We start from the raw sequence: 21,948 nt of genomic DNA, 5'->3' as shown, positions 1-21,948 counted from the left end.
TTTCGCGATCATGTACCTGCGTGAGGGACACTTAACCACCAGAACTGTGTGCTGATCATGGAGGAGCGTCCGGTGGAGTTCGACGTCACGATCGAGATCCCGAAGGGTTCGCGGAACAAGTACGAGGTGGACCACGAGACCGGTCGTATCCGCCTGGACCGCCGCTTGTTCACCTCGACCGCCTACCCGACCGACTACGGCTTCGTCGAGAACACCCTCGGCGAGGACGGCGACCCGCTGGACGCGCTGGTCATCCTGGACGAGCCGACCTTCCCGGGCTGCCTCATCACCTGCCGCGCGATCGGCATGTTCCGGATGACGGACGAGGCCGGCGGCGACGACAAGCTGCTGTGCGTGCCGTCGACCGACCCGCGGGTGGAGCACCTGCGCGACATCCACCACGTCTCGGAGTTCGACCGGCTGGAGATCCAGCACTTCTTCGAGGTCTACAAGGACCTGGAGCCCGGCAAGTCGGTCGAGGGCGCCAACTGGGTGGGCCGCACGGACGCCGAGGCCGAGATCGAGCGCTCCTACAAGCGGTTCAAGGAGCAGGGCGGTCACTGACCCCCGCCGCCTCTGACGCCTCGCGGGGCGTGAGACGGGTAACGGGCCGTACGCGGACGCGTGCGGCCCGTTGGTGTTTATGTGCGCATACTGAGGGCTATCGGAGGTTGTGGTCGCAGGGAGCTTGGGACAGGTGACGGACGCGGAGGACCGAAAGCCGCAGTCGGACGAGGCGAGGAGCGCCTTCCGGCCGCCCAGCGGGGTCGCGGCACCGGCCGACGGGGAGTCGTCGACGACGTCCGAGTTCGCGGTGCCCGAGGGGCTCGCCGTGCCCCGGACGGGCCCGAGCGAGTCCGAGGTGACGTCGGAGTTCGCGATCCCAAAGGGGCTGGACGCGCCGCAGCCGGCGTCCGCGGAGCCGTACGGCGCGAGCGCCTTCACGCCGCCGAGCGGCATGCCCGCGGTGAACCTCGCCCAGGACGTGCCCTGGCAGGACCGGATGCGCACGATGCTGCGGATGCCGGTGGCCGAGCGGCCCGCGCCGGAGGCGCCCCAGCGGCACGACGACGAGACCGGCCCGGCCGTGCCGCGCGTGCTGGACCTGACGCTGCGCATCGGCGAGCTGCTGCTGGCGGGCGGCGAGGGCGCCGAGGACGTGGAGGCCGCGATGTTCGCGGTCTGCCGCTCCTACGGCCTGGACCGCTGTGAGCCGAACGTCACCTTCACCCTGCTGTCGATCTCGCACCAGCCCTCCCTGGTGGACGACCCGGTGACGGCGTCGCGGACGGTGCGCCGCCGGGGCACCGACTACACGCGGCTCGCGGCGGTGTTCCAGCTGGTGGACGACCTCAGCGACCCGGAGACGCACGTCTCGCTGGAGGAGGCGTACCGGCGGCTGGCGGAGATGCGCCGCAACCGGCACCCGTACCCCACCTGGGTGCTGACCTCCGCGAGCGGTCTGCTGGCCGGTGCGGCCTCGCTGCTGGTCGGCGGTGACCTGGTGGTCTTCGTGGCGGCGATGCTCGGCGCGATGCTCGGCGACCGGCTGGCGTGGTACTGCGCGGGGCGCGGGCTGCCGGAGTTCTACCAGTTCGCGGTGGCCGCGATGCCGCCGGCGGCGCTCGGGATCGCGCTGACCCTCGCCCACGTGGAGGTGAAGGCGTCGGCGGTCATCACCGGTGGGCTGTTCGCGCTGCTGCCGGGGCGGGCGCTGGTCGCGGGGGTGCAGGACGGTCTGACCGGCTTCTACATCACCGCGGCGGCGCGGCTCCTGGAGGTGCTGTACTTCTTCGTCAGCATCGTCGCCGGGGTGCTGGTGGTGCTGTACTTCGGGGTCCAGCTCGGCGCCGAGCTCAACCCCGACGCGGCGCTGGGGACCGGGGACGACCCGGTGGTGCAGATCATCGCGTCGATGCTGCTGTCGCTGGCGTTCGCCATCCTGCTCCAGCAGGAACGGTCCACCGTGCTGGTGGTGACCCTCAACGGGGGTGTGGCCTGGTGCGTGTACGGGGCGATGCACTACGCCGGGGACATCTCGCCGGTGGCGTCCACGGCCGCGGCGGCGGGTCTGGTGGGGCTGTTCGGGCAGTTGATGTCCCGGTACCGGTTCGCGTCCGCGCTGCCGTACACGACGGCGGCGATCGGGCCGCTGCTGCCGGGCTCGGCGACGTACTTCGGGCTGCTGGCGATCGCGCAGAGCGAGGTGGACCGGGGACTGGTGTCCCTGTCGAAGGCGGTCGCCCTCGCCATGGCGATCGCCATCGGGGTGAACCTGGGGTCGGAGATCTCGCGGCTGTTCCTGAAGGTGCCGGGGGCCGCGAGCGCGGCGGGGCGCCGGGCGGCGAAGCGGACGCGGGGTTTTTAGGGGCCTTCAGGCGGGCGGGCGGTGGGCGGCGAGCCCCGCGCCCGCTCCGGGGCGGTTCAGTACCCCTGGTTGTACGGGTTCTGTCCGTTCTGGGGGTGCTGCTGCTGGCCGTGGCCCTGCGGGTGCTGCGGGTGCTGCGGGTGCTGCTGCTGACCGTGGCCCTGCGGGTGCTGCTGCGGATACTGCTGCTGACCGTGGCCCTGCGGGTGCTGCTGCTGCGGATACTGCTGCTGACCGTGGCCCTGCGGGTGCTGCTGCGGGTACTGCTGCTGACCCTGGCCCTGCGGATACTGCTGCTGACCCTGGCCCTGCGGATACTGCTGCTGGCCGTGACCCTGCGGGTACTGCTGCTGCGGGTACTGCTGGGCGTACGGCTGCTGGGCGTACGGCTGCCGGTCGGGGGTGGCGTTCCCGTGGTGCTGCTGCCGCGGGGGCTGGTCGGCCTGGGGGACGCGGCGCAGCTGGGTGGTGGCGTCGTCCATGACCGGCGGTTCGTGGCGGGCCGGGGGCTCGTGGCGCTGCCGCGGGTCCTGCGGCGGGTTCTTCTTGTTCTTGGAGCGGGCGCGCAGGAACTCGATCGCGATCGGGACGACGGAGACCAGGACGATCAGGATGAGGATCGCCTCGATGTTCTCCTTGACGAAGTCGATGCCGCCCAGCCAGGAGCCCAGCAGGGTCACGCCCGCGCCCCACAGGACGCCGCCGATCACGTTGAAGGTCAGGAACGAGCGGTACCGCATGCCGCTGACACCGGCGATGATCGGCGTGAACGTGCGCACGACGGGCACGAAGCGGGCCAGGACCAGGGACTTGGGACCGTACTTCTCGAAGAACTCGTGCGCCTTGGTGACGTTCTCCTGTTTGAACAGCCGGGAGTCCGGGCGCTTGAACAGGGACGGCCCGACCTTCTTGCCGAACATGTAGCCGGCCTGGTCACCGAGGATCGCGGCGACGCAGATCAGCGCGATCGCCCCCCACAGCGGGAAGTCGAGCTGCTCGGAGGTGATCAGCAGTCCCGCGGTGAACAGCAGTGAGTCGCCCGGCAGGAAGAACCCGATGAGCAGGCCCGACTCGGCGAAGACGATGAGGAGCAGGCCCCAGATGCCGAACGTGTCGAGGAGATAGTTCGGATCCAGCCAGCTCGGGCCGAGGGCAAGCGTCGTCACGGTTCCGGGCTCCTGAGGGATGAGGGCGGTGAGGCGTTCGGATACGGCCGCACAAAGCTATCAACGCCTTGTGCCCACCCCGGGTTCCACCGGTGGGGCCAGGATGCGCTGTGGCCCCCTCGGACCGGGCTGTGAGTGGCCGGGATCACCCGGCGCGGCGGTCCGCGTCCGCCGTGACCGCGTCCTCGAGGTGCTCGGCGAGGCCGGGGCGCGTCGCGTCGTGGATCCGGTCGGGGACTCGCGGAAGTGCGTCGACGCCGGCGGGACCGGCCCTGGGACGGCCCGCGGCGGTGTTCAGCGCCACCGGTTCCCGGGCGGTCTCCGCCAGGTCGCCCGCCCCTCCCCGCCACGATGGGGGTACGCGGCAAAGGCGCGTCCACTGTGCGGCACGGCGCGTGTCCGCTCCGTGGCTCCCCCGGCAGCCGCGGCGGCCCTCAGAACGGGAAGCCGCTCCGGCCGTGCTGCACCGAGATCCACTTGTGGGTGGTGAAGGCGTCCAGCATGGTGTCGCCGTTGAGCCGGCCCAGGCCCGAGTGCTTCTCGCCGCCGAACGGCACGATCGGCTCGTCGTGCACGGTCCCGTCGTTCACGTGGAACATCCCGGAGTCGATCCGCTTGGCGAAGCGCACCCCGCGCTCGACGTCCCCGGTGTGCACGGCGCCGCTGAGGCCGTAGGGGGTGTCGTTGACCAGGCGCACCGCCTCCTCCTCGTCGTCGAAGGGGACGACGAAGGCGACCGGTCCGAAGACCTCCTGGCGCAGCAGGGCCGAGTCGGCGGGGACGCCGGTGAGCACGGACGGCTCGACCAGGTTGTCGGTGCGCCCGCCGCGCACCAGGGCCGTCGCGCCCTGGGCGAGCGCCTGCTCGACGACGCCCGCGACGGCGTCCGCCTGGCGGGAGTTGATCAGCGGGCCGATGACGGTCTCGGGGTCGCTCGGGTCGCCGGCCTTGAGGGTCTTCACCTTGGCGACGAACTTCGCCGTGAACTCCTCGGCCACCGAGCGGTCGACCAGGACCCGGTTGGCGGCCATGCAGACCTGGCCCTGGTGGACGTAGCGGCTGAAGACGGCCGCGTCGACGGCGTAGTCGAGGTCGGCGTCGTCGAGGACCACCAGGGCGCTGTTCCCGCCCAGTTCGAGGACGGAGCGCTTGAAGCGCGCGGCGCAGACGGTGGCGACGTGGCGGCCGACCTCGTCGGAGCCGGTGAAGGAGATGACCTTGGGAACCGGGTGTTCGAGGAAGGCGTCGCCTATCTCCGCTATGTCGGTGACGACGACGTTGAGCAGGCCGCCGGGCAGTCCGGCGTCCTCGAAGATCTTCGCGAGCAGGGTGCCGCCGACGACCGGGGTGTTCTGGTGCGGCTTGAGGACGACGCCGTTGCCCAGGGCGAGGGCGGGGGCGACCGACTTCAGGGAGAGCAGGAAGGGGAAGTTGAAGGGGCTGATGACGCCCACGACGCCGACCGGGACGCGGTAGACGCGGTTCTCCTTGCCCTCCGTCGGGGAGGGCAGGATGCGGCCCTCGGGGCGCAGCGCCAGGTGGACCGCCTCGCGCAGGAACTCCTTGGCGAGGTGCAGTTCGAAGCCGGCCTTGGTGCGGGTGCCGCCCAGCTCGGCGGTGATCGCCTCGGCTATCTCGCCCTCGCGCTCCTCCACGATCCGCAGCGCCTTCTCGAACACCGCGCGGCGGGCGTACGGGTTGGTCCGCGCCCACTCCCGCTGGGCGCGCTCGGCGGCCCGGTAGGCGGCGTCGACCTCGTCGACGGTGGCTATCGTGATCGCGGCGAGCTTGGTGTCGTCGTACGGGTTGAAGTCGATGATGTCCCAGGACCCCGAGCCGGAGCGCCACTCGCCACCGATGTACTGCTGGGCCAGGTCGGTGAAGTACGACGACGACATGCGATCCCTCAATCCCTTGCTGCCGGGGCAGGCGGAGCCGGCGACCGGTCACCTTCACGGTCCGTCCACGCGGCATCCTACTTAGGAGCAAAGGGAGTTGGCGCTTCCTTCCGCCATCAGGCGCCGTCGCGCACCGGCACGCGCCGCCAGGCACCGGCGGGAGCCGTCGCACGCCGCCGGGAGCCGTCGCATGTCGCCGGGAGCCGCCGGGAGCCGTCCGGCGCCCTCAGGAGAGCTGGAGCAGCCCGCGCAGGATGTCGCGGCTCTCGTCCGGCCCCGGACTGTCCCGCTGGAGCTCCTCGAGGGCCTTCTCGTACTGGGCGACGTCCTCGGGCTTGTCCAGGTACAGCGCGCTGGTGAGCTGCTCCAGGTAGACCACGTCGGAGAGGTCCGACTCGGGGAAGCTCAGCAACGTGAACGCGCCGGACTCGCCGGAGTGGCCGCCGAAGCCGAACGGCATCACCTGGAGGCGGATGTTGGGCCGCTCGGACATGTCGATCAGGTGCTGGAACTGGCCGCGCATCACCTCGCGGTCGCCGTAGGGGCGGCGCAGCGCGGCCTCGTCCAGGACGATGTGGAACTCCGGCGCGTTCTCGGCCACCAGGTACTTCTGGCGCTCCAGGCGCAGCCTCACCCGGCGCTCGACGTCGGCATCGCTCGCGCCGCGCGCCCCGCGGCGCACCACCGCGCGCGCGTACTCCGGCGTCTGCAGCAGCCCGTGCACGAACTGCACCTCGTAGACGCGGATGGCGGAGGCCGCGCCCTCCAGGCCCACGTAGGTGGGGAACCAGCTGGGCAGCACGTCCGAGTAACTGTGCCACCAGCCCGCAACGTTGGCCTCCTTGGCCAGTGACAGAAGGGACGCGCGCTCCTGCTCGTCGGTGATGCCGTACAGCGTCAACAGATCTTCCACATCGCGTGTCTTGAAGCTCACCCGGCCCAACTCCATGCGGCTGATCTTCGATTCCGAGGCGCGGATCGAGTAGCCCGCCGCCTCCCGTGTGATCCCCCGCGCCTCACGCAGTCGCCTGAGTTGTGATCCGAGCAGCATGCGCCGCACCACCGATCCGGGCTCTCCCGCGCTCACGTTCGCCAGCCTCCCCAACCGTCTTCAGAGGCCGAAGTCTGCCACTAAAACACTTCGAGCAGTACTCGTCCGGTTACGGAAACGGAGACCTCGCCAAGAAAACGCACAGGCAGTGGCAAGGAGTCTCGGAGGCGGCACTCAGGATGAGAGGTGAAGATGGTGGAAAATTTGACCAACAAGCGGTACGCGCAGGCCCATTTCGGTCACGTGCACGTGCATCTGCCCTTGCATCTGCCCTACGCATCCGAAACCATGGTGCCGCACCACCGCGCCGCATCGCTACGACCGCGAACTCCCGGGAGTGCCTCGCATGGGGACGAATGGATCGACCATGCTCGAGCCGTTGAGGCAGGGCCTTCCGCCGCTGGACCCCGCCCACGTCTCCAGCGCCGCCTCCTGCGCCCTGCCGTCCCGTTACGAAGCGGTGCGCGAGGCCCGCCGGTTCACCCGCCGCACCCTCGACGGCTGGCACACGGGCGACCGGTTCGACGACATCTGCCTGGTCGTCTCCGAACTGGTCACCAACGCCCTGCGGCACGCGCTGCCGCCCTGCGGCACACAGCCGGCGGACGGGCCGGGCCAGGTGCGGCTGCATCTGATGCGCTGGACCGAGCGACTGGTGTGCGCGGTGCGCGATCCGAGCCACGACAGCCCGGTGACCCACGGGACGGAGGACTTCGTGGCGGAGTCCGGCCGCGGCCTGTTCCTCGTCGAGTCCTTCAGCGACGGCTGGGGCTGGTACCCGCTGGCGGGCACGTTGCACGGCAAGGTGGTCTGGGCGCTGTTCCGGCTGCCGGACCCGCCCGTCGAGTGACCCGCCGCACCCCTTCGCCGCGCCGGGTTTCTACGCGCGTCGCGGCGGACGCATCCGGGCCGCGTGTTCCTGCGGGCGGCATGGCGGACGCGCCCGGGCCGTCTCGGGAGCGGTGACGGCGGTGACGGCGGTGACGGCGGGAGCGTCGCGGGGCTGACGGGCGGGCGCGGCAGGCGCGGCGGGCGCCTCACAGCGGGCGCGTCGCGGCGAGTACGCCCCGGCGGGCCCGGGTCACGGCGGGCGCGGGCCGGGGCAGGCTGGGGCCGGGGCAGACACGCGTCGCGGGGCCGACGGGCGTACGCGGCGCGCGCCGCCGGGGCGGTGCGGTGCGGTCAGCCCGCGACCAGGTGGTCGAACTCCCCGTCCTTGACACCCAGCAGCATCGCCTCGATCTCGCCGCGCGTGTAGACCAGCGCCGGACCGTCGGGGAAGCGGGAGTTGCGCACGGCGACGTCCCCGCCGGGCAGCAGCGCGAACTCCACGCAGGACCCCTGCGAGTTGCTGTGCCGACTCTTCTGCCAGGCCACTCCGTGCAGTCGCGTCGCGGCGATGCCGTTGTACACCTCGTGGTTCACAGGCCGCTCCCCGGAGTCGCACTAGTGGCTGGTGTGGCCATTGATGCATTGGTCAACTGATGCGGATCATAGCTCTGTTCACGTGCATCTGCATGCGCAAATGCACGTGCACGGGGGGTGGTCCCTCGGTTACAGCCCCGTCCTGTGGAGGACGCCGGGCCGTCGCCGGTCGTTCCCGCGTCTGCCCCGGCTTTTGTTGATCATGCAACAACATCAGGGACCCGCCTGGTCAGGCGGGTCCCTGATGCGAACGGGGCCGCGGTGACGACGCCGCGGCGGTCAGCGACCGGCGTAGGGCAGCAGCGCCATCTCCCGCGCGTTCTTGATCGCCGCGGCGAGCCGCCGCTGCTGCCGGGAGGTGACGCGGGTGACCCGGCGGCTGCGGATCCTGCCGCGGTCGGAAATGAACTTCCGGAGCAGATCGACGTCCTTGTAGTCGATGTACGTGACCCCCGCCTGGTCCAGAGGGTTCGGGCGGGGCCCGGCGGGCTTGCGGTCGCTCTTGCGGGGCACGGCGGTTCAGACCTCCAGGAGGGTGTCGAAGCCGGACGGCAGCCGCTTCCAGGCGCCCGGTCCGGCGGCGTACTCGGCGTCGGTGAGCAGGCAGGACTCCAGCAGCCGTACGAGCCCCTCCCGGTCGAGGCCGGGTGAGGTGAAGACCAGGTGCTGGCAGCGGTCGCCGTGCTCGGGGTGCCAGTCGAGGGCGGCGGCGGCCCGGCGTACGGGAGGCACCATCTCCCAGGCCGCGTCCGGCAGCGAGGCGAGCCACGGGCCCGCCCCCTCCACGCACAGGGCCCCGCCCGCGGCGTCCCAGTGCAGCAGCGTGTCCGGCTTGTCGGCCAGCCAGAACCGTCCCCGGCTGCGGGCCGCGGCGCAGGTGAGGTCCTCCAGCGCGGCGTACAGCCGTTCCGGGTGGAAGGGCCGGCGCCGGCGCCACACCAGGGTCGCGACGCCGTGCGCGTCGGCCTCGGCGGGCAGCAGGGCGCAGGCCGGGTGCTGGGCCGCCGCCGCGGCCTCCACGTCGAACCCGGCGAGCGCGGCCCGCACCAGGTCCGGGGAGGAGCCCGCCGGGTCACCGTGGCCGATGGGGACCCGGCGGGCGGTCGGGTGGAGCTGCGCCAGCAGCTCACGGTCCTCGTCGTCGGCCTCCGGGGAGTCGGCGACGGCCAGGACGGGGGCGTACTCCAGTTGCCGCGCGAAGGTGTCGGCGACCGTGCGCCGGTCGGTGGCGGCCGCGGCGAGGCCGCCCTCGGCGAGGTCGTCGCCGTTGCCGAGGTACGGCAGCACCAGCGCCGGGTCGACGGCGGTGATCACGCCGGTGACGGTGAAGCCGCCGGCCGTGACCGCCTCGGCCATCGCCTTGGGCTCGACGGAGTCCCACAGTTCGACGACGGCCAGCGGGGCGGTCCCGGCGTCCGCGAGCCGTTCCAGCTCGGGGACCAGGTCCTCGCGCAGGGCGCAGCAGGCGCAGTCGTCGACCAGCGGCGCCTCCCCGGCGGAGAGCAGGCCGGTGGCGTCGCGGACCGTGCGCACGACCGTGCCCGCGGTGGCGGTCGCCAGGTCGTGATGGAGGACGACGCTGCCGGGGACGTCGGCCAGCAGCCGGGCGACGGCGGCCTGACGGGCGTCGGAGTGCAGTCCGCCGACGATGACCACGGGGAGCATCAGCCCTGCTTTCCGGTCCGGCCGTACCGGCGCTCGAAGCGCTCCACGCGGCCGGCGGTGTCCAGGACGCGGGCGGTGCCGGTGTAGAAGGGGTGACTGACGTTCGAGATCTCGACGTCGACGACGGGGTAGGTGTGCCCGTCCTCCCACTCGATCGTCTTCTCGCCGGCCATGGTGGACCGGGTGAGGAAGGCGTAGTCGGCGGCGCGGTCGCGGAAGACGACCGGGCGGTACTCGGGGTGGATTCCCTCGCGCATGGCGGTGCTCAGCGCTCCTCTCGGAAGTCGACGTGGCGGCCGGCGACCGGGTCGTACTTGCGCAGGGTGAGCCGGTCGGGGTCGTTGCGGCGGTTCTTGCGGGTGACGTAGGTGAAGCCGGTCCCCGCGGTGGACCGCAGCTTGATGACCGGGCGGAGTTCGTTGCGTGCCATGCTGCTATCTTACTGAAAATGAATTCCATTAACAGCCGTGTCCGTCAGGACTGACCGAGAGGTACGTCACCGTGTCCGCGCACTGCATGCTGACCGGCGCCCAGCCCGGCTTCGGCAACCGCATCTCCCACTCCCACCGGCGCACCTCGCGCCGCTTCGACCCCAACATCCAGACCAAGCGCTACTGGCTGCCGAGCGAGAACCGGCACGTACGGCTGCGGCTGAGCACCAAGGCGATCAAGACCGTCGACACGATCGGCGTCGAGGCGGCCGTGGCCCGGATCCGCGCCCGGGGAGTGAAGGTCTGATGGCGAAGAAGAGCAAGATCGCGAAGAACGAGCAGCGCCAGGAGACCGTCGCCCGGTACGCCGCGCGCCGCGCCGAGCTGAAGGAGATCATCCGCCGCCCGTCCTCCACGGACGCCGAACGCCTCGCCGCCCAGCGGGAACTGCGCCGCCAGCCCCGGGACGCCAGCGCCACCCGCGTCCGCAACCGCGACCAGACCGACGGCCGCCCGCGCGGCTACTTCCGTACGTTCGGGCTCTCCCGCGTCTCCCTGCGCGAACAGGCGCACGCCGGGCATCTCCCTGGGGTACGCAAGTCCTCCTGGTAGCTTGCGACTTGTCGTGGGGCGCCCTCGGCCGTCCGCTACAGCAGCTTGGAGCTTCCGGTGACATGGATGACGTGGGTGACTGTGGACGGTATGGCGTGTACGGGGAGTACGGGGAGTACAGAAATTCCCAGGGGTGCGACGCGTACAGGGGCTCCCGGGGGCGCGGCGCGTACGGCGACTTCCGGGAGCAGGGCGCGTACGGGGACCAGGGCTGGGGGCGGGCGTCCCGCGCCTCGGCGGGGGCGGGGGCGTCCGCGGGGCGTGGCGGTGGCCGCCGGGGTGGCGGGTGCGCTGGTGCTCACCGGGTGCGGTGACAGCGGCGGTCCGGACGAGGGGGCGGCGGGGGGCGCGTCCGCCTCCGCCTCCGTGTCCCGCTTCGCGTCCGCGGCTCCTTCCGCGTCCGTGTCCGCGTCGGCGTCCGCGCCCACGTCCGCCTCCGCTCCGGCGTCCGCTCCGGCGTCCGCTTCGGCACGGGCGTCGGCACGGGCATCGGCGTCTGCGTCGGCGTCCTCCGGTGGCGGGGCGGGCGGCGGAGCGGGCGGCGGGGGCGGCGCCGGGGGACCGTCGTCCGCCGCCGTCGGCGCCGACGAGGTGGAGGGCAGCTGGCTGACCACCGGCGGGGGCAAGGCGGTCGCCCTGGTGGTCACCGGGAAGCGGGCCGGGCTCTTCGCCACGGGCGGGACCGTGTGCAGCGGCAGTGTGGACGAGGCCGGCGGCACCCTCGCGATCCGTCTCTCCTGCACCGACGGGACGGCCGACCGGGCGTCCGGAACGGTCGCGTCGGTCGACGGCTCCACCCTGGAGGTCGACTGGGCGGGCCGCCTGGGGACGGAGACGTACCTCAAGGCCGAGGGCGCCGGGCTGCCGAGCGGGCTGCCGACGGAGGGGCTGGATTCCTGAGCCGGGCCGGGCCGGTAACCTCTGCTGATCCCTGTCCCTCTCCCGGCGACCGCCGGGACTCCGTTCACACCCGTCTCCAGAGGAACCCGTTCATGCGCGCCACCCGGCCGACCGTCGCCCTCGCCGCAGCCTCCGTCGCCGCGGCGCTCCTCCTGACCTCCTGCGCCGACGAGAGCGGCGGCGCCGACGAGAGCGGTGACGGCTCCGCCTGCCGGATCGGCGGGTCGGGCACGGAGGTCGCGGCGAGCCCGGCGCCGGCCGCCGGGGACACCGGCACCGTCACCGTCACCCTGACCAACCGCGGCACGGAGTGCGTCCTCGAGGGTTTCCCGACCGTGACGCTCCTCGTGGACGGCGCCTCGAAGGAGACCGGCCGGGAGGAGGGCGCCTCGGCGCGGCGGCTGACCCTGGCCGAGGGCGCCGCCGCCTCCTTCACCATCACCTACGTGCGCGGGGAGGAGGACGGCACGAGCCTGGACGTCCGTACGGCGCGCTTCGCCCTGCCCGGCGCCTCCGCCACGCAGGACATCCCCTGGTCGTACGGCGCCGTCGCGACGAAGGACGGCGAGGACGGCGAGGACGGGCCGGACGCGACGGTGAGCGCGTTCCAGCAGATGGGCGACTGACGGCCGCTCCCACGTCTCCTAAGGCAGCGGGCGCCGGCGGCCGACCCGGGCCCGGTCGGCCGCGCGGACGCCCTCCGCCCAGCCCGCCTCGTCCGAGACGCCCCGCAACCGGGTGGTGGTCGTCTCCGGGAACATCCGCTCCAGGCGGCCGGTCACCGCGGCCTCGCGGGAGGCGAGCACGGGCAGCAGACCGGCGTCCTCGCTGACCGGGGCTTCGGCGGCGGCCCGCAGCCGGGCGCCCACGCGGTGCGCGTAGGCCGCCAGGAACGACTGGCGGAACGTCTTGGTCCGCTTCCGCCCGCCCGCGCGCTGGGCGGCCTCCGCCCGGGTCATGGCCGTCTCGGCCTGCACCAGCAGCGACGTGTGCAGCAGCTCGACCGCCGCGAGGTCGGTCTCGAAGCCGACCACGGTGGAGAAGCCGAGTTCCTCGTTCCACACCGCGCGGCAGTGGTTGGCGGCGGCCACCGCGTCCAGCAGTACCGCCTTGGCCTGCTCGTACGGCGGCTCCACCCCGATCCGGCAGGCCCCGGGGGTGCCGGGCGCGGGCGCGCGGGCCGCCAGCAGCGCCTCGTCGACGCTGTGCCGGGCCATCAGCTCCTGCGCCTTGGCGCTCAGGGCCTCGGCCTCCTCCGGGTACCCGGTCGCCTCCGCCTTGGCCAGCAGGGCCCGGATGCGGGCGAGGGCGCGTGACTCGGGGCGGTCGTCGGCGTGGCCCCCGGGGGACGGCGTACCGGGCTCGGGCTCGTCCAGCGGCTCCAGGCGGGGCAGGCGCAGCAGCAGGCGGTACAGCTCCAGGACGGTGGTGGCGCGCGAGAAGCGGTCGCCGCGGGCCGCCGGGCGCGCGGGCGGTCCGGCGGGGAGGTCGTCGAGCTGGGCGCTCCAGCGCGGGCCGCGCGGACGGTCGTGTGCCGCCTGCGCCCGGATCAGGTCGGCGGCCAGCCGCAGGTGCGCGTCCCCGAGTTCGCGCCGCACGACGCGTACGACGTCGGCGGGCTGCCAGCCGCGCCGCCAGGCGCCGGCCACGAACTCCTGTCCGCGCCGGGCCAGTTCGGCGTCGGCCGCCGGATCGGCCGCGAGCAGGGAGGCCGCCGTGTCGAGGGCGGTGCCGGCGGTGTCCGCGGCGGCGTACAGGGCGGTCCGGAAGGCGCTGTCGACGGTGCCGGGGGCGCCGGCGGCTCCGGGGGCGCTGGACGTACCGGGGTTGCTCACCCGGCGATGGTGCCACGGCCGCCGTCCCCCTTTCCTCTCCGCACGGAACTGTCAACCGGCGGTTGACGCCCCTGGGGGCGCAACCTACGGTTGACACATGACGACGAACCCGAACATCACGGCATCCGTACGTCTCGACGACCTGATCGCCGCCATCAAGAAGGTCCACGCCGAACCCCTGGAGCAGCTCCAGGACGCCGTTCTCGCCGGTGAGCACCTCGGGGAGGTCGCCGACCACCTGATCGGCCACTTCGTCGACCAGGCCCGGCGTTCGGGCGCCTCCTGGACGGACATCGGCCGGCGGATGGGCGTCACCCGGCAGGCGGCCCAGAAGCGCTTCGTGCCGAAGGAGGCCGCGGGCCCGGACGCGAGCGAGGGCTTCAGCCGCTACACGCCCCGGGCGCGGAACACGGTGATGGCCGCGCACAACGAGGCCAGGAACGCCCGCAACGCCGAGGGCGTGCCCGCGCACCTCGTCCTCGGCCTGCTCGCCGAGCCGGAGGGCTTCGCCGCGAAGGCGATCGCCGCGCAGGGCGTGCCGCCGGACGCGCTGCGCGGGGCGGCCCTCGCCGCGCTCCCGCCGGCCGCCGACGAGGTCCCGGAACTCGTGCCGTACGGCCCGGCCGCCAAGAAGGTCCTGGAACTCACCTTCCGCGAGGCCCTCCGCCTCGGCCACCACTACATCGGCACCGAGCACATCCTGCTGGCCCTGCTGGAGCACGAGAACGGCGACGGGGTCCTCAGCCGCCTCGGCGTCACCAAGGAGGCGACGGAGCGGTTCGTCACCGGGGCGCTGGCCCAGTTCGTCACGGCGGAGGAGGCGGGGGACGCGGAGGCGGAGGGTGCGGAGGCCGCAGAAGCGGTGGGCGCGGAGGCGGGAGACGCGAAGGACGCGGAGGCGGGGAACGGCGCTTCCACGGGGGAGGCGGCCAAGGCCACGGGGTCCTGACCGGGCGCCCCGGGTCCCGCCGTCCCGCCCTGCGGGGGCGGGCCCGCCGGGCGGGGGCGGGCCCGCCGTCGGATCCGCCGTCGTCAGGCCTGCTGGTGTCGCGTCCACCGCCGTCGCGCCCACCGCTGCCGGATCCGCCGCCGTCGCGCCCACCGCTGCCGGATCCGCCGCCGTCGCGCCCAACCGCTGTCGCGCCCACCGCCGTCGGATCCGCCGCTGTCAGACCCTGCTGCGAGACTCGTCGGGTGGCCGGCCGGTGGATGCTCGCGGTGGCCGAGGACGGTGGTGCGGACGTCGCCCCCCTCGGTCCCGACGGGCTGCCCGCCGGCCCGGTACGACGGGAGGCGGACGCCGCCCAGGCGGTGCGGGCCCGCCCGGACGTGGCCCGGTGGGTGTGGCGCTCCACCGCCGAGCTCTACCCGCGGCTGCTCGCCGCCGGGGTCCGGGTGGAGCGGTGCTACGACATCGAGGACGCCGAGGGCCTGCTCCTCGGCCACGAGGGCCGCTTCGGTGAGCCGAGGTCGGCCGCCGCCGCCCTGGCCAGACTGCGCGGCGCTCCCGTACCCCCCGACCCGCCCCAGCGCCCCGCCGCGCCGGGCGCCCAGTCCCCCCTCTTCGAACCCCAAGGCCGCCACCTCCCCCTCCCCGACCTGGCCGCCGTCCACGCCGACCAGCAGCGGCGGCACGACCGCGCCGAGCACCCGGACCGGATGCGGCTGCTGACGGCGAGCGAGTCGGCGGGGACGCTGGTGGCCGCCGAGATGGACCGGGCCGGGCTGCCCTGGCGGGCCGACGTGCACCGCGAGGTGCTGCACGGCCTGCTGGGCGAGCGGTACGCGGGCGGCGGCGAGCCGCGCCGGCTGGCCGAGCTGGCCGGCGAGGTCTCCGCCGCCTTCGGGCGCCGGGTCCGGCCCGACCTGCCCGCCGACGTCGTCAAGGCGTTCGCGGAGGCCGGCGTCACCGTCCGCTCCACCCGCCGCTGGGAGCTGGAGTCCCTCGACCACCCGGCCGTGCAGCCGCTGATCGAGTACAAGAGGCTGTACCGGATCTGGGTCGCCCACGGCTGGTCCTGGCTCCAGGACTGGGTGCGCGACGGCCGCTTCCGCCCCGGGTTCCAGGCCGGCGGCACGGTCACCGGCCGCTGGGTCACCAACGGCGGCGGCGGTCTGCAGATCCCCAAGGTCATCCGGCGGGCCGTGGTCGCCGACCCGGGCTGGCGGCTGGTGGTCGCCGACGCCGACCAGATGGAACCGCGGGTGCTGGCCGCGATCTCCCGCGACCCGGGTCTGATGGAGGTCGCCTCCCACCCGACCGACCTCTACCAGTCCGTCTCCGACCGCGCCTTCTCCGGCGACCGCGCCCAGGCCAAGCTGGCGGTGCTCGGCGCGGTGTACGGCCAGACCTCCGGTGACGGCCTGAAGAACCTGGCCGCGCTCAGACGCCGCTTCCCGCGCGCCGTGGCCTACGTCGACGACGCCGCCCGCGCGGGCGAGGAGGGCCGCCTGGTGCGCACCTGGCTGGGCCGCACCTGCCCGCCGGCGGCCCGGCCGGGCGACGCCGGCACCGGCGAGGCCGGCCTGCCCCAGGACGAGCCGCCGGGGAGCCGGCCCGGCGAGGCGTCCGGCGCCCGTGCCCGGGGCCGTTTCACCCGCAACTTCGTCGTCCAGGGCAGTGCCGCCGACTGGGCCCTGCTGATGCTGGCCGCCTTGCGGCAGAGCTGTGCGGGGCTCGCCGCCGAGCTGGTCTTCTTCCAGCACGACGAGGTGATCGTGCACTGCCCGCGGGACGAGGCCGACACGGTCGTCACGGCGATCCGGGAGGCGGCGGACCTGGCGGGACGGCTGACGTTCGGGCGGACGCCGGTGCGGTTCCCGTTCAGCACGGCGGTGGTGGGGTGTTACGCGGACGCGAAATGAGCCCCGCCGGTCCGGGGCGGGCCTCTGACGTCCGGAGCCGCCCCCGGACCGCGTCCGCACCACCCCGCGCCGGATCACCCACGGGCCGCCCCGCGCCGGTCGCCCTCGGGCCGGACCGCCCACGGGCCGCCCCGCACCGCCAGGCGCCGGGCCGGGACGCCTGGTCGTTCGTTGACGAGTGGGCGCCCGCCCGCTACGGTGACCACATGCCCACTCAACCGCAGGAACCAGGTTCTTCCTCCGGGAGCGCACTGCACCGGAACCGCACGACCGCCGAGTCGTTCGGCTCGGACACGGAACGCTACGACCGGACGAGGCCGGGCTACCCCGACGCCCTGGTCCGGCGGATCGTCGACAACAGCCCAGGCCGCTCCTTCCTCGACGTAGGCTGCGGCACCGGCATCGAGGCCCGCCAGTTCCAGGCGGCGGGCTGCTCCGTGCTCGGGGTGGAGCCCGACGCGCGGATGGCCGACTTCGCGCGGGGCACCGGCGTCGAGGTGGAGGTGGCCAAGTTCGAGGACTGGGACCCGGCCGGCCGCGCCTTCGACGCGGTCGTCGCCGGCACCGCGTGGCACTGGATCGACCCGGTCGCCGGAGCGGCCAAGGCGGCCGGGGTACTGCGCCCCGGCGGCCGGCTGGCCGGGTTCTGGCACACCTTCGAGCTCCCGGACACCGTGGCGCGCGCCTTCGCCGAGGTCTACCGGCGGGTGGTGCCGGACTCCCCGTTCGACTTCCAGGCGTCGCCCCAGGGACTCGCCGCCTACCAGGGGATCTTCACCAAGACCGCGGACGGTGTCGTCGAGGCGGGCGGCTTCGGCGAGCCGGAGCAGTGGCAGTTCGACTGGGAGCGCACCTACACCAGGGACGAGTGGCTCGCACAGCTGCCCACCCACGGCGCGCTCACCCCGCTCACGGAGGAGCAGCGCGCACAGGTGCTCGCGGGCGTCTCCGACGCCATCGACGCGATCGGCGGCAGCTTCACGATGCCGTACATCACGGTGGCGGTCACCGCGGCCAGGACGGCCTGATCCGCTCCCCGCGGTCCGCGGCCAGGACGGCCCGGCGCGCTCCCCGCGGTCCGCACCCGGACGCCGCCGGCGCCGCCGCCCGGTACGGGCCGGCAGCGCCGGGGCGCCCTCAGCGGTGGGACACGACACCCAGGCCGACCGCCCAGCCGACCAGCTGGGTCTTGGTGGCCGCCCCGACCCGCAGCCGCGCCTCACGCAGGTGCTCGTCCACGGTGTTCTTCGAGATGCCCAGCCGGCGGGCGGTCTCCTTCGCGGTCAGGCCGAGCACCGCGAGTTTCACCACGTCGGTCTGCCTGGGCGTCAGTACTGGTGTTTCCTCCGTGTCGTCGCCCGGGATTCCCTGAGGTACAGGGTTCGCCGTGTGCGACCTCTCGGCACGCGGAATGTGAATCATGCTCCCTCTCCTGGCCAGACGGCTGATTCCACGAGAAGACGTTTCGCACTGGAAAGTGGTGACAGCGTTGTCACCACCCGCTTGCCGTCCCGCAATACCGGCACTTTCGGCCGGCACCCGCTGGCGGCGGACCCCCTTGCGCAAAAGGAGAATCAAGGGAATCCCGGCCGGAGGTAAAAAATTTCCTGACGCTGGATTCGATCATTTCCACACCCCGTTCACCAGCACGGAAGAGCGGAGAAGCCATGCGTCAGGAGAATCCCTCAGGAGTCGGCCCGTGAACTTCCCGCGCAGATCCCGGGAAGTCGCGGTCACAGGCCGAGATGTAGTCCCCGTGTAACCCCCGTATGCGAGGCCGCCCCCTCGTATCGCCAGTCTCTTTTCTTTTTCCAGCACCCGTCAAGACCTCAGCGGAGATCTCCAGTTGTGCGCCGGAGTGCGCTCACCGCGGTGCCGGCTCTCGGCATACGCACCCCCGGGACTCAACCCCTGATTTGTCAGGGTGACCCTCCGGACGGACCCGTGCCACCCTGAGGCGGAATAACCCTGCCGGTTGTTCGAATACATACGGATCACTCGCCCTGCCGATTTCCTTCACGAAAGGGGAGGAAGGCCCGTGTCGACCGTCCGTACGACAGGACCGCAGCCCGCCGGCACGGCCAGGGTCGAAGGGCGTTGGCGGCAGCTCTCGCTCCTCGGCGGGACGATGCTCGTCGACAACACCGAGACGAGCCTGGCCAACCACCTCTTCCCGGCGATCAGACAGAGCCTCGGCCTGTCGCTGGGCACGCTCGGCGTCCTGACCGCCGTCGGCAAGGTCGTCGGAGTCGTCACGGGCCCGCTGTGGGTGTGGGCCGCCCGGCGCTGGTCCCGCAAGGCGGTCCTGGTGCTGGCCACCGGGTTGTGGGGGGTGTGGGGCGTGGCGGCCGGGTTCTCCCAGAACGCCGCGCAGCTCCTCGTCCTCTACACGGTCCTGGCCGCCGGGTACGCCGCCGCCCACCCGCTCGTCAACGAGGTCGTCGGCGACCTGTTCGACGGCTCCGCGCGCGGCCGGGCCGTCGGTGTGCTGTACGGCACGATGGCCCTGGTCAGCGCGTTCGCCGGACCGCTCCTGGGCCGGCTCGCCGACGTGCCGGACGGCTGGCGCCGAGGTTTTTGGGGGGTGGGCGCGTTCAACGTCGCGCTGGGCCTCGCCCTGTGGGCCTGGTACCGCGACCCGGGCGCCGGCGCCGCCGAGCGGCAACTCGCCGACCTCGACGCCGCCACCCGCGCGGCCCACACGAAGCTGACCTGGGACAAGGTCGCGGACCTGGTCCAGATCCGCACCTTCACCGTGCTGCTCGCCTCCCGGCTGCTGTCCGGACACCTGCTGGTGCCGGCGTTCGGCGTGGTGTTCCTCGTCGACGTGCACGGCTTCACCACGGCGACCGCCTCCCTGGTGCTGCTGCCCTTCGGCCTCGGCTACTGCCTGGGCATCTTCGGGGGCGGCCTGGCCGGTGACCTCGCCGCGCGCCGCGGCCCGCGCCGCCGCACGGTGTGGCTGCTCCAGTCCGCGCAGTTCGGCTTCGCCGCCGTCGCCCTCCCCGGCACGCAGGTCGACTACGCCGGGCTCGGGCCGTACGCCCTGTTCTTCGGCCTGATGGGCGTCCTGCACGGGGTCAACCCCGGCATCAACCGGCCCATGGTCATGGCCGTCACCCTGCCGGAACAGCGGGGTGCCGCGTTCGCCGTCCACGTCTCCGTCTTCGAGGCCCTCTCCTGGACCGTCTTCGGCCTGGGCGCGGGCTTCCTGGGCGACGTGTTCGGGCTGAAGGCCGTCTTCCTGTGGGTGCTGGTGGTGCTGATGGCCGTCAACGGCGCCTTCCTGTCCCTGCTGCACCGGTCCTACGACGCCGACGTGGCCCGTGTGCAGCGGGAGCTGGACGCGCGTCGCGCCGCCGCCCTGTCCTAGGGGGCTTGCGCCGGACCTCCCCCGGCGTTTGCGGCCGTCTCCCCGGCCTCGGTCCCGGCGTCCGCGGCCGTCTCCTCGGCCTCGGTCCCGGCGTCCGCGGCCGTCTCCTCGGCCTCGGTCCCGGCGTCCGCGGCCGTCTCCCCGGCCTCGGTCAGCCGGAGGGCCTCCTCGATGAGCGTCTCCACGATCCGGGACTCGGGGACGGTGCGGACGACCTCGCCCCTGACGAAGATCTGGCCCTTGCCGTTGCCGCTGGAGACGCCGAGGTCGGCCTCGCGGGCCTCGCCGGGACCGTTGACGACACAGCCCATCACCGCGACCCGCAGCGGGTGCGGGAAGCCCTCGAAGGCGGCCTGGACCCGCTCGGCCAGGGTGTAGACATCGACCTGGGCCCGGCCGCAGGAAGGGCAGGAGACGATCTCCAGCCGGCGTTCGCGCAGGCCCAGCGACTGCAGGATCTCGATGCCGACCTTGACCTCCTCGGCCGGCGGGGCCGACAGCGACACCCGGACGGTGTCCCCGATGCCCTCGGCCAGCAGCACCCCGAAGGCCACCGCCGACTTGACCGTGCCCTGGAGCAGCGGTCCCGCCTCGGTGACGCCGAGGTGCAGCGGGTAGTCGCAGCGCTCGGCCAGCAGCCGGTAGGCGGCGATCATGGTGACCGGGTCGTGGTGCTTGACGGAGATCTTCAGGTCGGTGAAGCCGTGCTCCTCGAACAGCGAGCACTCCCACAGCGCCGACTCCACCAGCGCCTCGGGGGTGGCCCTGCCGTGCCTGCGCAGCAGCCGGGGGTCGAGGGAGCCGGCGTTGACGCCGATCCGGACGGGGATGCCGGCGGCCGTGGCCGCGCGGGCGATCTCGCCCACCTTGTCGTCGAACTTCCGGATGTTGCCGGGGTTGACGCGGACGGCCGCGCAGCCGGCGTCGATGGCGGCGAAGACGTACTTGGGCTGGAAGTGGATGTCGGCGACGACCGGGATCCGGGCCTTGCGGGCGATCAGCGGGAGGGCGTCGGCGTCGTCCTGGGAGGGGACGGCGACGCGGACGATCTGGCAGCCGGCCGCGGTCAGTTCGGCGATCTGGCGCAAGGTGGCCTCGACGTCGGCGGTGGGCGTGGTGGTCATCGACTGGACCGACACGGGCGTGCCGCCGCCCACGGGCACGGGGCCCACCATGAGCCGGCGGGACGCGCGGCGCCGTGGCGTGGCCGGCCGGCGTCCGGGCAGGGGGAGGTCGACCGCGGTCATGACGGGGAGCCGCCTTCCTGGGCCGAGGCCCTCGGTGCCGGACCGCGGCCGGGTGGCCGGGCGGCCGGTTCCGCTTCCGGTGCCGGTGCCGGTGCCGGTGACGGCACCGGTGACGGTGATGGTGATGGTGATGGTGATGGTGACCGCACCGGTGACGGTGACGGTGACGGCGCCGTCGTTCCCCGGCCGAGGGTCCGGCGCAGTGCCCGGCCGAAGGGTCCGGGCAGTTCCTGGAAGCCCGTGTGCCCGCCGGGGAAGTCGGCCACGGGGGTGCCGAGCCGGTCGGCGAGCGCGCGCGTGGTCCGGTGGTAGAGCTGCCCCACGGAGGTGGTCCCGCCCGCCACCACGACGGGGGTGCCCGCCGCGCGCAGCGCGTCGAGGTCCGGCCGGTAGCGGGTGGTCGGCCGCAGGATGTGCCGGAAGAAGCGGTCGAGGATGGCCCGCACGTCACCGGGCGGGGTGAACTCCGCCGCATCCGCCGCCTCCCGCCCGGCGCCGCCCGGCGGTGCGAAGCCGATGCCGGTCAGCGCGGTGTACTTCCTGAGCCCCGCGTCCCGTCCGACGCCGGTGTACGTCTCGCAGATGTCGTCGATCGCGTCGCGCACCGCACCGGCGTCGGGCAGCAGTTCGGTCAGCGGCGGTTCGTGGGCGACGAGGCCCCGCACCAGGTGTGGGTACCGGGTGACCAGCGCGAGCCCGGTGACGGCTCCGCCGCTGTTGCCGAACACGTACGCCGGTGCGCCGCCGAGCGCCAGGAGCAGCCGCTGGACGTCGTCGGCCAGCAGGTCGGGGTCCGCGTCCTGGGCCGGGTCCGCGAGGGTGCTGCGCAGGATGCCGCGCGGGTCGTAGGTGATCACGGTGTGGTCGGTGGCGAGCAGCGGCGCCAGGGCCCGGAACCCCCTGCTGCCCATCGGAGAACCGATCATGAGCAGCGGCGGCCCCGAGCCGCGGACCTCGTAGCACAGGCGGGCGCCCGGCACGTCCAGGGTGCGGGTCGTCGCGTCCAGGGTGCGGGTGGTGTCCGGGGTGTGGGTGGTGTCCGGGGTGTGGGTGGTGTCCGGGGTGTGGGTGGTGTCCGGGGTGCGGGTGGTGGTGTCCATCGTCGTCCTTCT

23 protein-coding genes are annotated in these 21,948 nt (G+C 73.3%); 11 read left to right on the top strand and 12 right to left on the bottom strand.

The annotated features are described in order from the left end of the window. Positions 1-72 precede the first annotated feature (72 nt). Together ACY1JF_RS11155 and ACY1JF_RS11150 are read left to right on the top strand one after the other, a co-directional pair. Positions 73-564, top strand: coding sequence for an inorganic diphosphatase (locus ACY1JF_RS11155; protein WP_189422007.1), 492 nt, complete (start codon positions 73-75; stop codon positions 562-564). 133 nt (positions 565-697) lie between these two features. Further along, positions 698-2,368 carry a threonine/serine exporter family protein gene (locus ACY1JF_RS11150; protein WP_462704865.1) on the top strand — a complete coding sequence of 557 codons (1,671 nt, stop codon included), beginning with the start codon at positions 698-700 and terminating at the stop codon, positions 2,366-2,368. A 56-nt stretch (positions 2,369-2,424) separates the two neighbouring features. Here the strand turns inward: ACY1JF_RS11150 and ACY1JF_RS11145 are convergent, their stop codons facing one another. The 3 genes from ACY1JF_RS11145 to ACY1JF_RS11135 form a co-directional block, all read right to left on the bottom strand. Further along, the gene (locus ACY1JF_RS11145) at positions 2,425-3,534 is read right to left on the bottom strand and encodes a DedA family protein (RefSeq protein WP_462704864.1); all 1,110 of its coding nucleotides are present in this window, start codon (positions 3,532-3,534) and stop codon (positions 2,425-2,427) included. A gap of 434 nt (positions 3,535-3,968) precedes the next feature. Next, positions 3,969-5,432, bottom strand: a complete 1,464-nt coding sequence (locus ACY1JF_RS11140; RefSeq protein WP_462704863.1) for an aldehyde dehydrogenase family protein — start codon at positions 5,430-5,432, stop codon at positions 3,969-3,971. 226 nt (positions 5,433-5,658) lie between these two features. Beyond that, positions 5,659-6,483, bottom strand: coding sequence for a helix-turn-helix domain-containing protein (locus tag ACY1JF_RS11135; protein ID WP_462704891.1), 825 nt, complete (start codon positions 6,481-6,483; stop codon positions 5,659-5,661). Positions 6,484-6,850: 367 nt separating this feature from the next. On the opposite strand from ACY1JF_RS11135, the gene ACY1JF_RS11130 reads away from it, so the two are divergent. After that, complete coding sequence (locus ACY1JF_RS11130) at positions 6,851-7,333, top strand: ATP-binding protein (protein WP_462704862.1); 483 nt, start codon at positions 6,851-6,853, stop codon at positions 7,331-7,333. Between the two features lie 332 nt (positions 7,334-7,665). Here the strand turns inward: ACY1JF_RS11130 and ACY1JF_RS11125 are convergent, their stop codons facing one another. The 5 genes from ACY1JF_RS11125 to rpmG all read right to left on the bottom strand — a co-directional run bounded on the left by ACY1JF_RS11125 (position 7,666) and on the right by rpmG (position 10,003). Further along, positions 7,666-7,908: a DUF397 domain-containing protein gene (locus ACY1JF_RS11125; protein WP_462704861.1), complete on the bottom strand. Its 243-nt coding sequence runs from the start codon at positions 7,906-7,908 to the stop codon at positions 7,666-7,668. Positions 7,909-8,187: 279 nt separating this feature from the next. Next, entirely contained in the window at positions 8,188-8,421 is a 234-nt protein-coding gene (gene rpsR / locus ACY1JF_RS11120) for a 30S ribosomal protein S18 (protein WP_462704860.1), read from the bottom strand. Between the two features lie 6 nt (positions 8,422-8,427). After that, positions 8,428-9,573, bottom strand: coding sequence for a CobW family GTP-binding protein (locus tag ACY1JF_RS11115; protein WP_462704859.1), 1,146 nt, complete (start codon positions 9,571-9,573; stop codon positions 8,428-8,430). Continuing rightward, positions 9,573-9,830: a type B 50S ribosomal protein L31 gene (locus ACY1JF_RS11110; RefSeq protein WP_462704858.1), complete on the bottom strand. Its 258-nt coding sequence runs from the start codon at positions 9,828-9,830 to the stop codon at positions 9,573-9,575. Before ACY1JF_RS11110 ends, ACY1JF_RS11115 begins: the two co-directional genes overlap by 1 nt. An 8-nt stretch (positions 9,831-9,838) precedes the next feature. Further along, positions 9,839-10,003 (bottom strand): 50S ribosomal protein L33, encoded by a 165-nt coding sequence (gene rpmG, locus ACY1JF_RS11105; RefSeq protein WP_044382365.1) that lies wholly within the window; start codon positions 10,001-10,003, stop codon positions 9,839-9,841. 71 nt (positions 10,004-10,074) lie between these two features. Here rpmG and rpmB point away from each other — a divergent pair, with 71 nt between their 5' ends. From rpmB to ACY1JF_RS11085, 4 genes are all read left to right on the top strand, one after another. Then, entirely contained in the window at positions 10,075-10,311 is a 237-nt protein-coding gene (rpmB, locus tag ACY1JF_RS11100) for a 50S ribosomal protein L28 (protein ID WP_215174563.1), read from the top strand. Further along, positions 10,311-10,616 carry a 30S ribosomal protein S14 gene (gene rpsN / locus ACY1JF_RS11095; protein WP_215174561.1) on the top strand — a complete coding sequence of 102 codons (306 nt, stop codon included), beginning with the start codon at positions 10,311-10,313 and terminating at the stop codon, positions 10,614-10,616. The genes rpmB and rpsN overlap by 1 nt, the downstream gene beginning before the upstream one ends. 591 nt (positions 10,617-11,207) lie before the next feature. After that, the gene (locus ACY1JF_RS11090; protein ID WP_462704857.1) at positions 11,208-11,516 is read left to right on the top strand and encodes a hypothetical protein; all 309 of its coding nucleotides are present in this window, start codon (positions 11,208-11,210) and stop codon (positions 11,514-11,516) included. Positions 11,517-11,608: 92 nt separating this feature from the next. Further along, positions 11,609-12,142: a DUF4232 domain-containing protein gene (locus tag ACY1JF_RS11085; RefSeq protein WP_462704856.1), complete on the top strand. Its 534-nt coding sequence runs from the start codon at positions 11,609-11,611 to the stop codon at positions 12,140-12,142. An 18-nt stretch (positions 12,143-12,160) separates the two neighbouring features. Here the strand turns inward: ACY1JF_RS11085 and ACY1JF_RS11080 are convergent, their stop codons facing one another. Then, a complete protein-coding gene (locus ACY1JF_RS11080) occupies positions 12,161-13,351 on the bottom strand; it encodes a DUF2786 domain-containing protein (RefSeq protein ID WP_462704855.1) in 1,191 nt (396 codons plus the stop codon). A 97-nt stretch (positions 13,352-13,448) separates the two neighbouring features. Between ACY1JF_RS11080 and ACY1JF_RS11075 the strand changes: the two genes are divergently transcribed. From ACY1JF_RS11075 to ACY1JF_RS11065, 3 genes are all read left to right on the top strand, one after another. Beyond that, the gene (locus tag ACY1JF_RS11075; RefSeq protein ID WP_462704854.1) at positions 13,449-14,300 is read left to right on the top strand and encodes a Clp protease N-terminal domain-containing protein; all 852 of its coding nucleotides are present in this window, start codon (positions 13,449-13,451) and stop codon (positions 14,298-14,300) included. Positions 14,301-14,545: 245 nt separating this feature from the next. Beyond that, complete coding sequence (locus ACY1JF_RS11070; RefSeq protein WP_462704853.1) at positions 14,546-16,216, top strand: bifunctional 3'-5' exonuclease/DNA polymerase; 1,671 nt, start codon at positions 14,546-14,548, stop codon at positions 16,214-16,216. Positions 16,217-16,422: 206 nt separating this feature from the next. Next, complete coding sequence (locus ACY1JF_RS11065) at positions 16,423-17,244, top strand: class I SAM-dependent methyltransferase (RefSeq protein WP_462704852.1); 822 nt, start codon at positions 16,423-16,425, stop codon at positions 17,242-17,244. A gap of 109 nt (positions 17,245-17,353) precedes the next feature. On the opposite strand, the gene ACY1JF_RS11060 is transcribed toward ACY1JF_RS11065, so the two are convergent. After that, positions 17,354-17,638, bottom strand: coding sequence for a LuxR C-terminal-related transcriptional regulator (locus tag ACY1JF_RS11060; protein ID WP_462704851.1), 285 nt, complete (start codon positions 17,636-17,638; stop codon positions 17,354-17,356). A 616-nt stretch (positions 17,639-18,254) separates the two neighbouring features. Here ACY1JF_RS11060 and ACY1JF_RS11055 point away from each other — a divergent pair. Further along, the gene (locus ACY1JF_RS11055) at positions 18,255-19,589 is read left to right on the top strand and encodes an MFS transporter (RefSeq protein ID WP_462704850.1); all 1,335 of its coding nucleotides are present in this window, start codon (positions 18,255-18,257) and stop codon (positions 19,587-19,589) included. On the opposite strand, the gene ispG is transcribed toward ACY1JF_RS11055, so the two are convergent. Both ispG and ACY1JF_RS11045 read right to left on the bottom strand, forming a co-directional pair. Further along, on the bottom strand, positions 19,586-20,836 hold the full coding sequence (gene ispG, locus ACY1JF_RS11050) for a flavodoxin-dependent (E)-4-hydroxy-3-methylbut-2-enyl-diphosphate synthase (protein ID WP_462704849.1): 1,251 nt from the start codon (positions 20,834-20,836) through the stop codon (positions 19,586-19,588). The genes ACY1JF_RS11055 and ispG overlap by 4 nt on opposite strands. Then, on the bottom strand, positions 20,833-21,936 hold the full coding sequence (locus ACY1JF_RS11045; protein ID WP_462704848.1) for an alpha/beta fold hydrolase: 1,104 nt from the start codon (positions 21,934-21,936) through the stop codon (positions 20,833-20,835). Before ACY1JF_RS11045 ends, ispG begins: the two co-directional genes overlap by 4 nt. Positions 21,937-21,948 lie beyond the last annotated feature (12 nt).

The sequence above is a fragment of the Streptomyces sp. SYSU D01066-1 genome (genome assembly GCF_054956795.1).
The sequence above is the reverse complement of the archived record's forward strand: the minus strand, read 5'-3'. Positions and strand labels throughout refer to the sequence as shown.

What these genes read in the sequence shown, in the direction of transcription:
- ACY1JF_RS11140 (WP_462704863.1), bottom strand. Translation starts at nt 5,432, where the DNA reads ATGTCGTCGTCGTACTTCACCGACCTGGCCCAGCAGTACATCGGTGGC.
- ACY1JF_RS11135 (WP_462704891.1), bottom strand. Translation starts at nt 6,483, where the DNA reads ATGCTGCTCGGATCACAACTCAGGCGACTGCGTGAGGCGCGGGGGATC.
- ACY1JF_RS11130 (WP_462704862.1), top strand. Translation starts at nt 6,851, where the DNA reads ATGCTCGAGCCGTTGAGGCAGGGCCTTCCGCCGCTGGACCCCGCCCAC.
- ACY1JF_RS11115 (WP_462704859.1), bottom strand. Translation starts at nt 9,573, where the DNA reads ATGCTCCCCGTGGTCATCGTCGGCGGACTGCACTCCGACGCCCGTCAG.
- ACY1JF_RS11110 (WP_462704858.1), bottom strand. Translation starts at nt 9,830, where the DNA reads ATGCGCGAGGGAATCCACCCCGAGTACCGCCCGGTCGTCTTCCGCGAC.
- rpmG (WP_044382365.1), bottom strand. Translation starts at nt 10,003, where the DNA reads ATGGCACGCAACGAACTCCGCCCGGTCATCAAGCTGCGGTCCACCGCG.
- rpsN (WP_215174561.1), top strand. Translation starts at nt 10,311, where the DNA reads ATGGCGAAGAAGAGCAAGATCGCGAAGAACGAGCAGCGCCAGGAGACC.
- ACY1JF_RS11085 (WP_462704856.1), top strand. Translation starts at nt 11,609, where the DNA reads ATGCGCGCCACCCGGCCGACCGTCGCCCTCGCCGCAGCCTCCGTCGCC.
- ACY1JF_RS11075 (WP_462704854.1), top strand. Translation starts at nt 13,449, where the DNA reads ATGACGACGAACCCGAACATCACGGCATCCGTACGTCTCGACGACCTG.
- ACY1JF_RS11065 (WP_462704852.1), top strand. Translation starts at nt 16,423, where the DNA reads ATGCCCACTCAACCGCAGGAACCAGGTTCTTCCTCCGGGAGCGCACTG.
- ACY1JF_RS11060 (WP_462704851.1), bottom strand. Translation starts at nt 17,638, where the DNA reads ATGATTCACATTCCGCGTGCCGAGAGGTCGCACACGGCGAACCCTGTA.
- ispG (WP_462704849.1), bottom strand. Translation starts at nt 20,836, where the DNA reads ATGACCGCGGTCGACCTCCCCCTGCCCGGACGCCGGCCGGCCACGCCA.
- ACY1JF_RS11045 (WP_462704848.1), bottom strand. Translation starts at nt 21,936, where the DNA reads ATGGACACCACCACCCGCACCCCGGACACCACCCACACCCCGGACACC.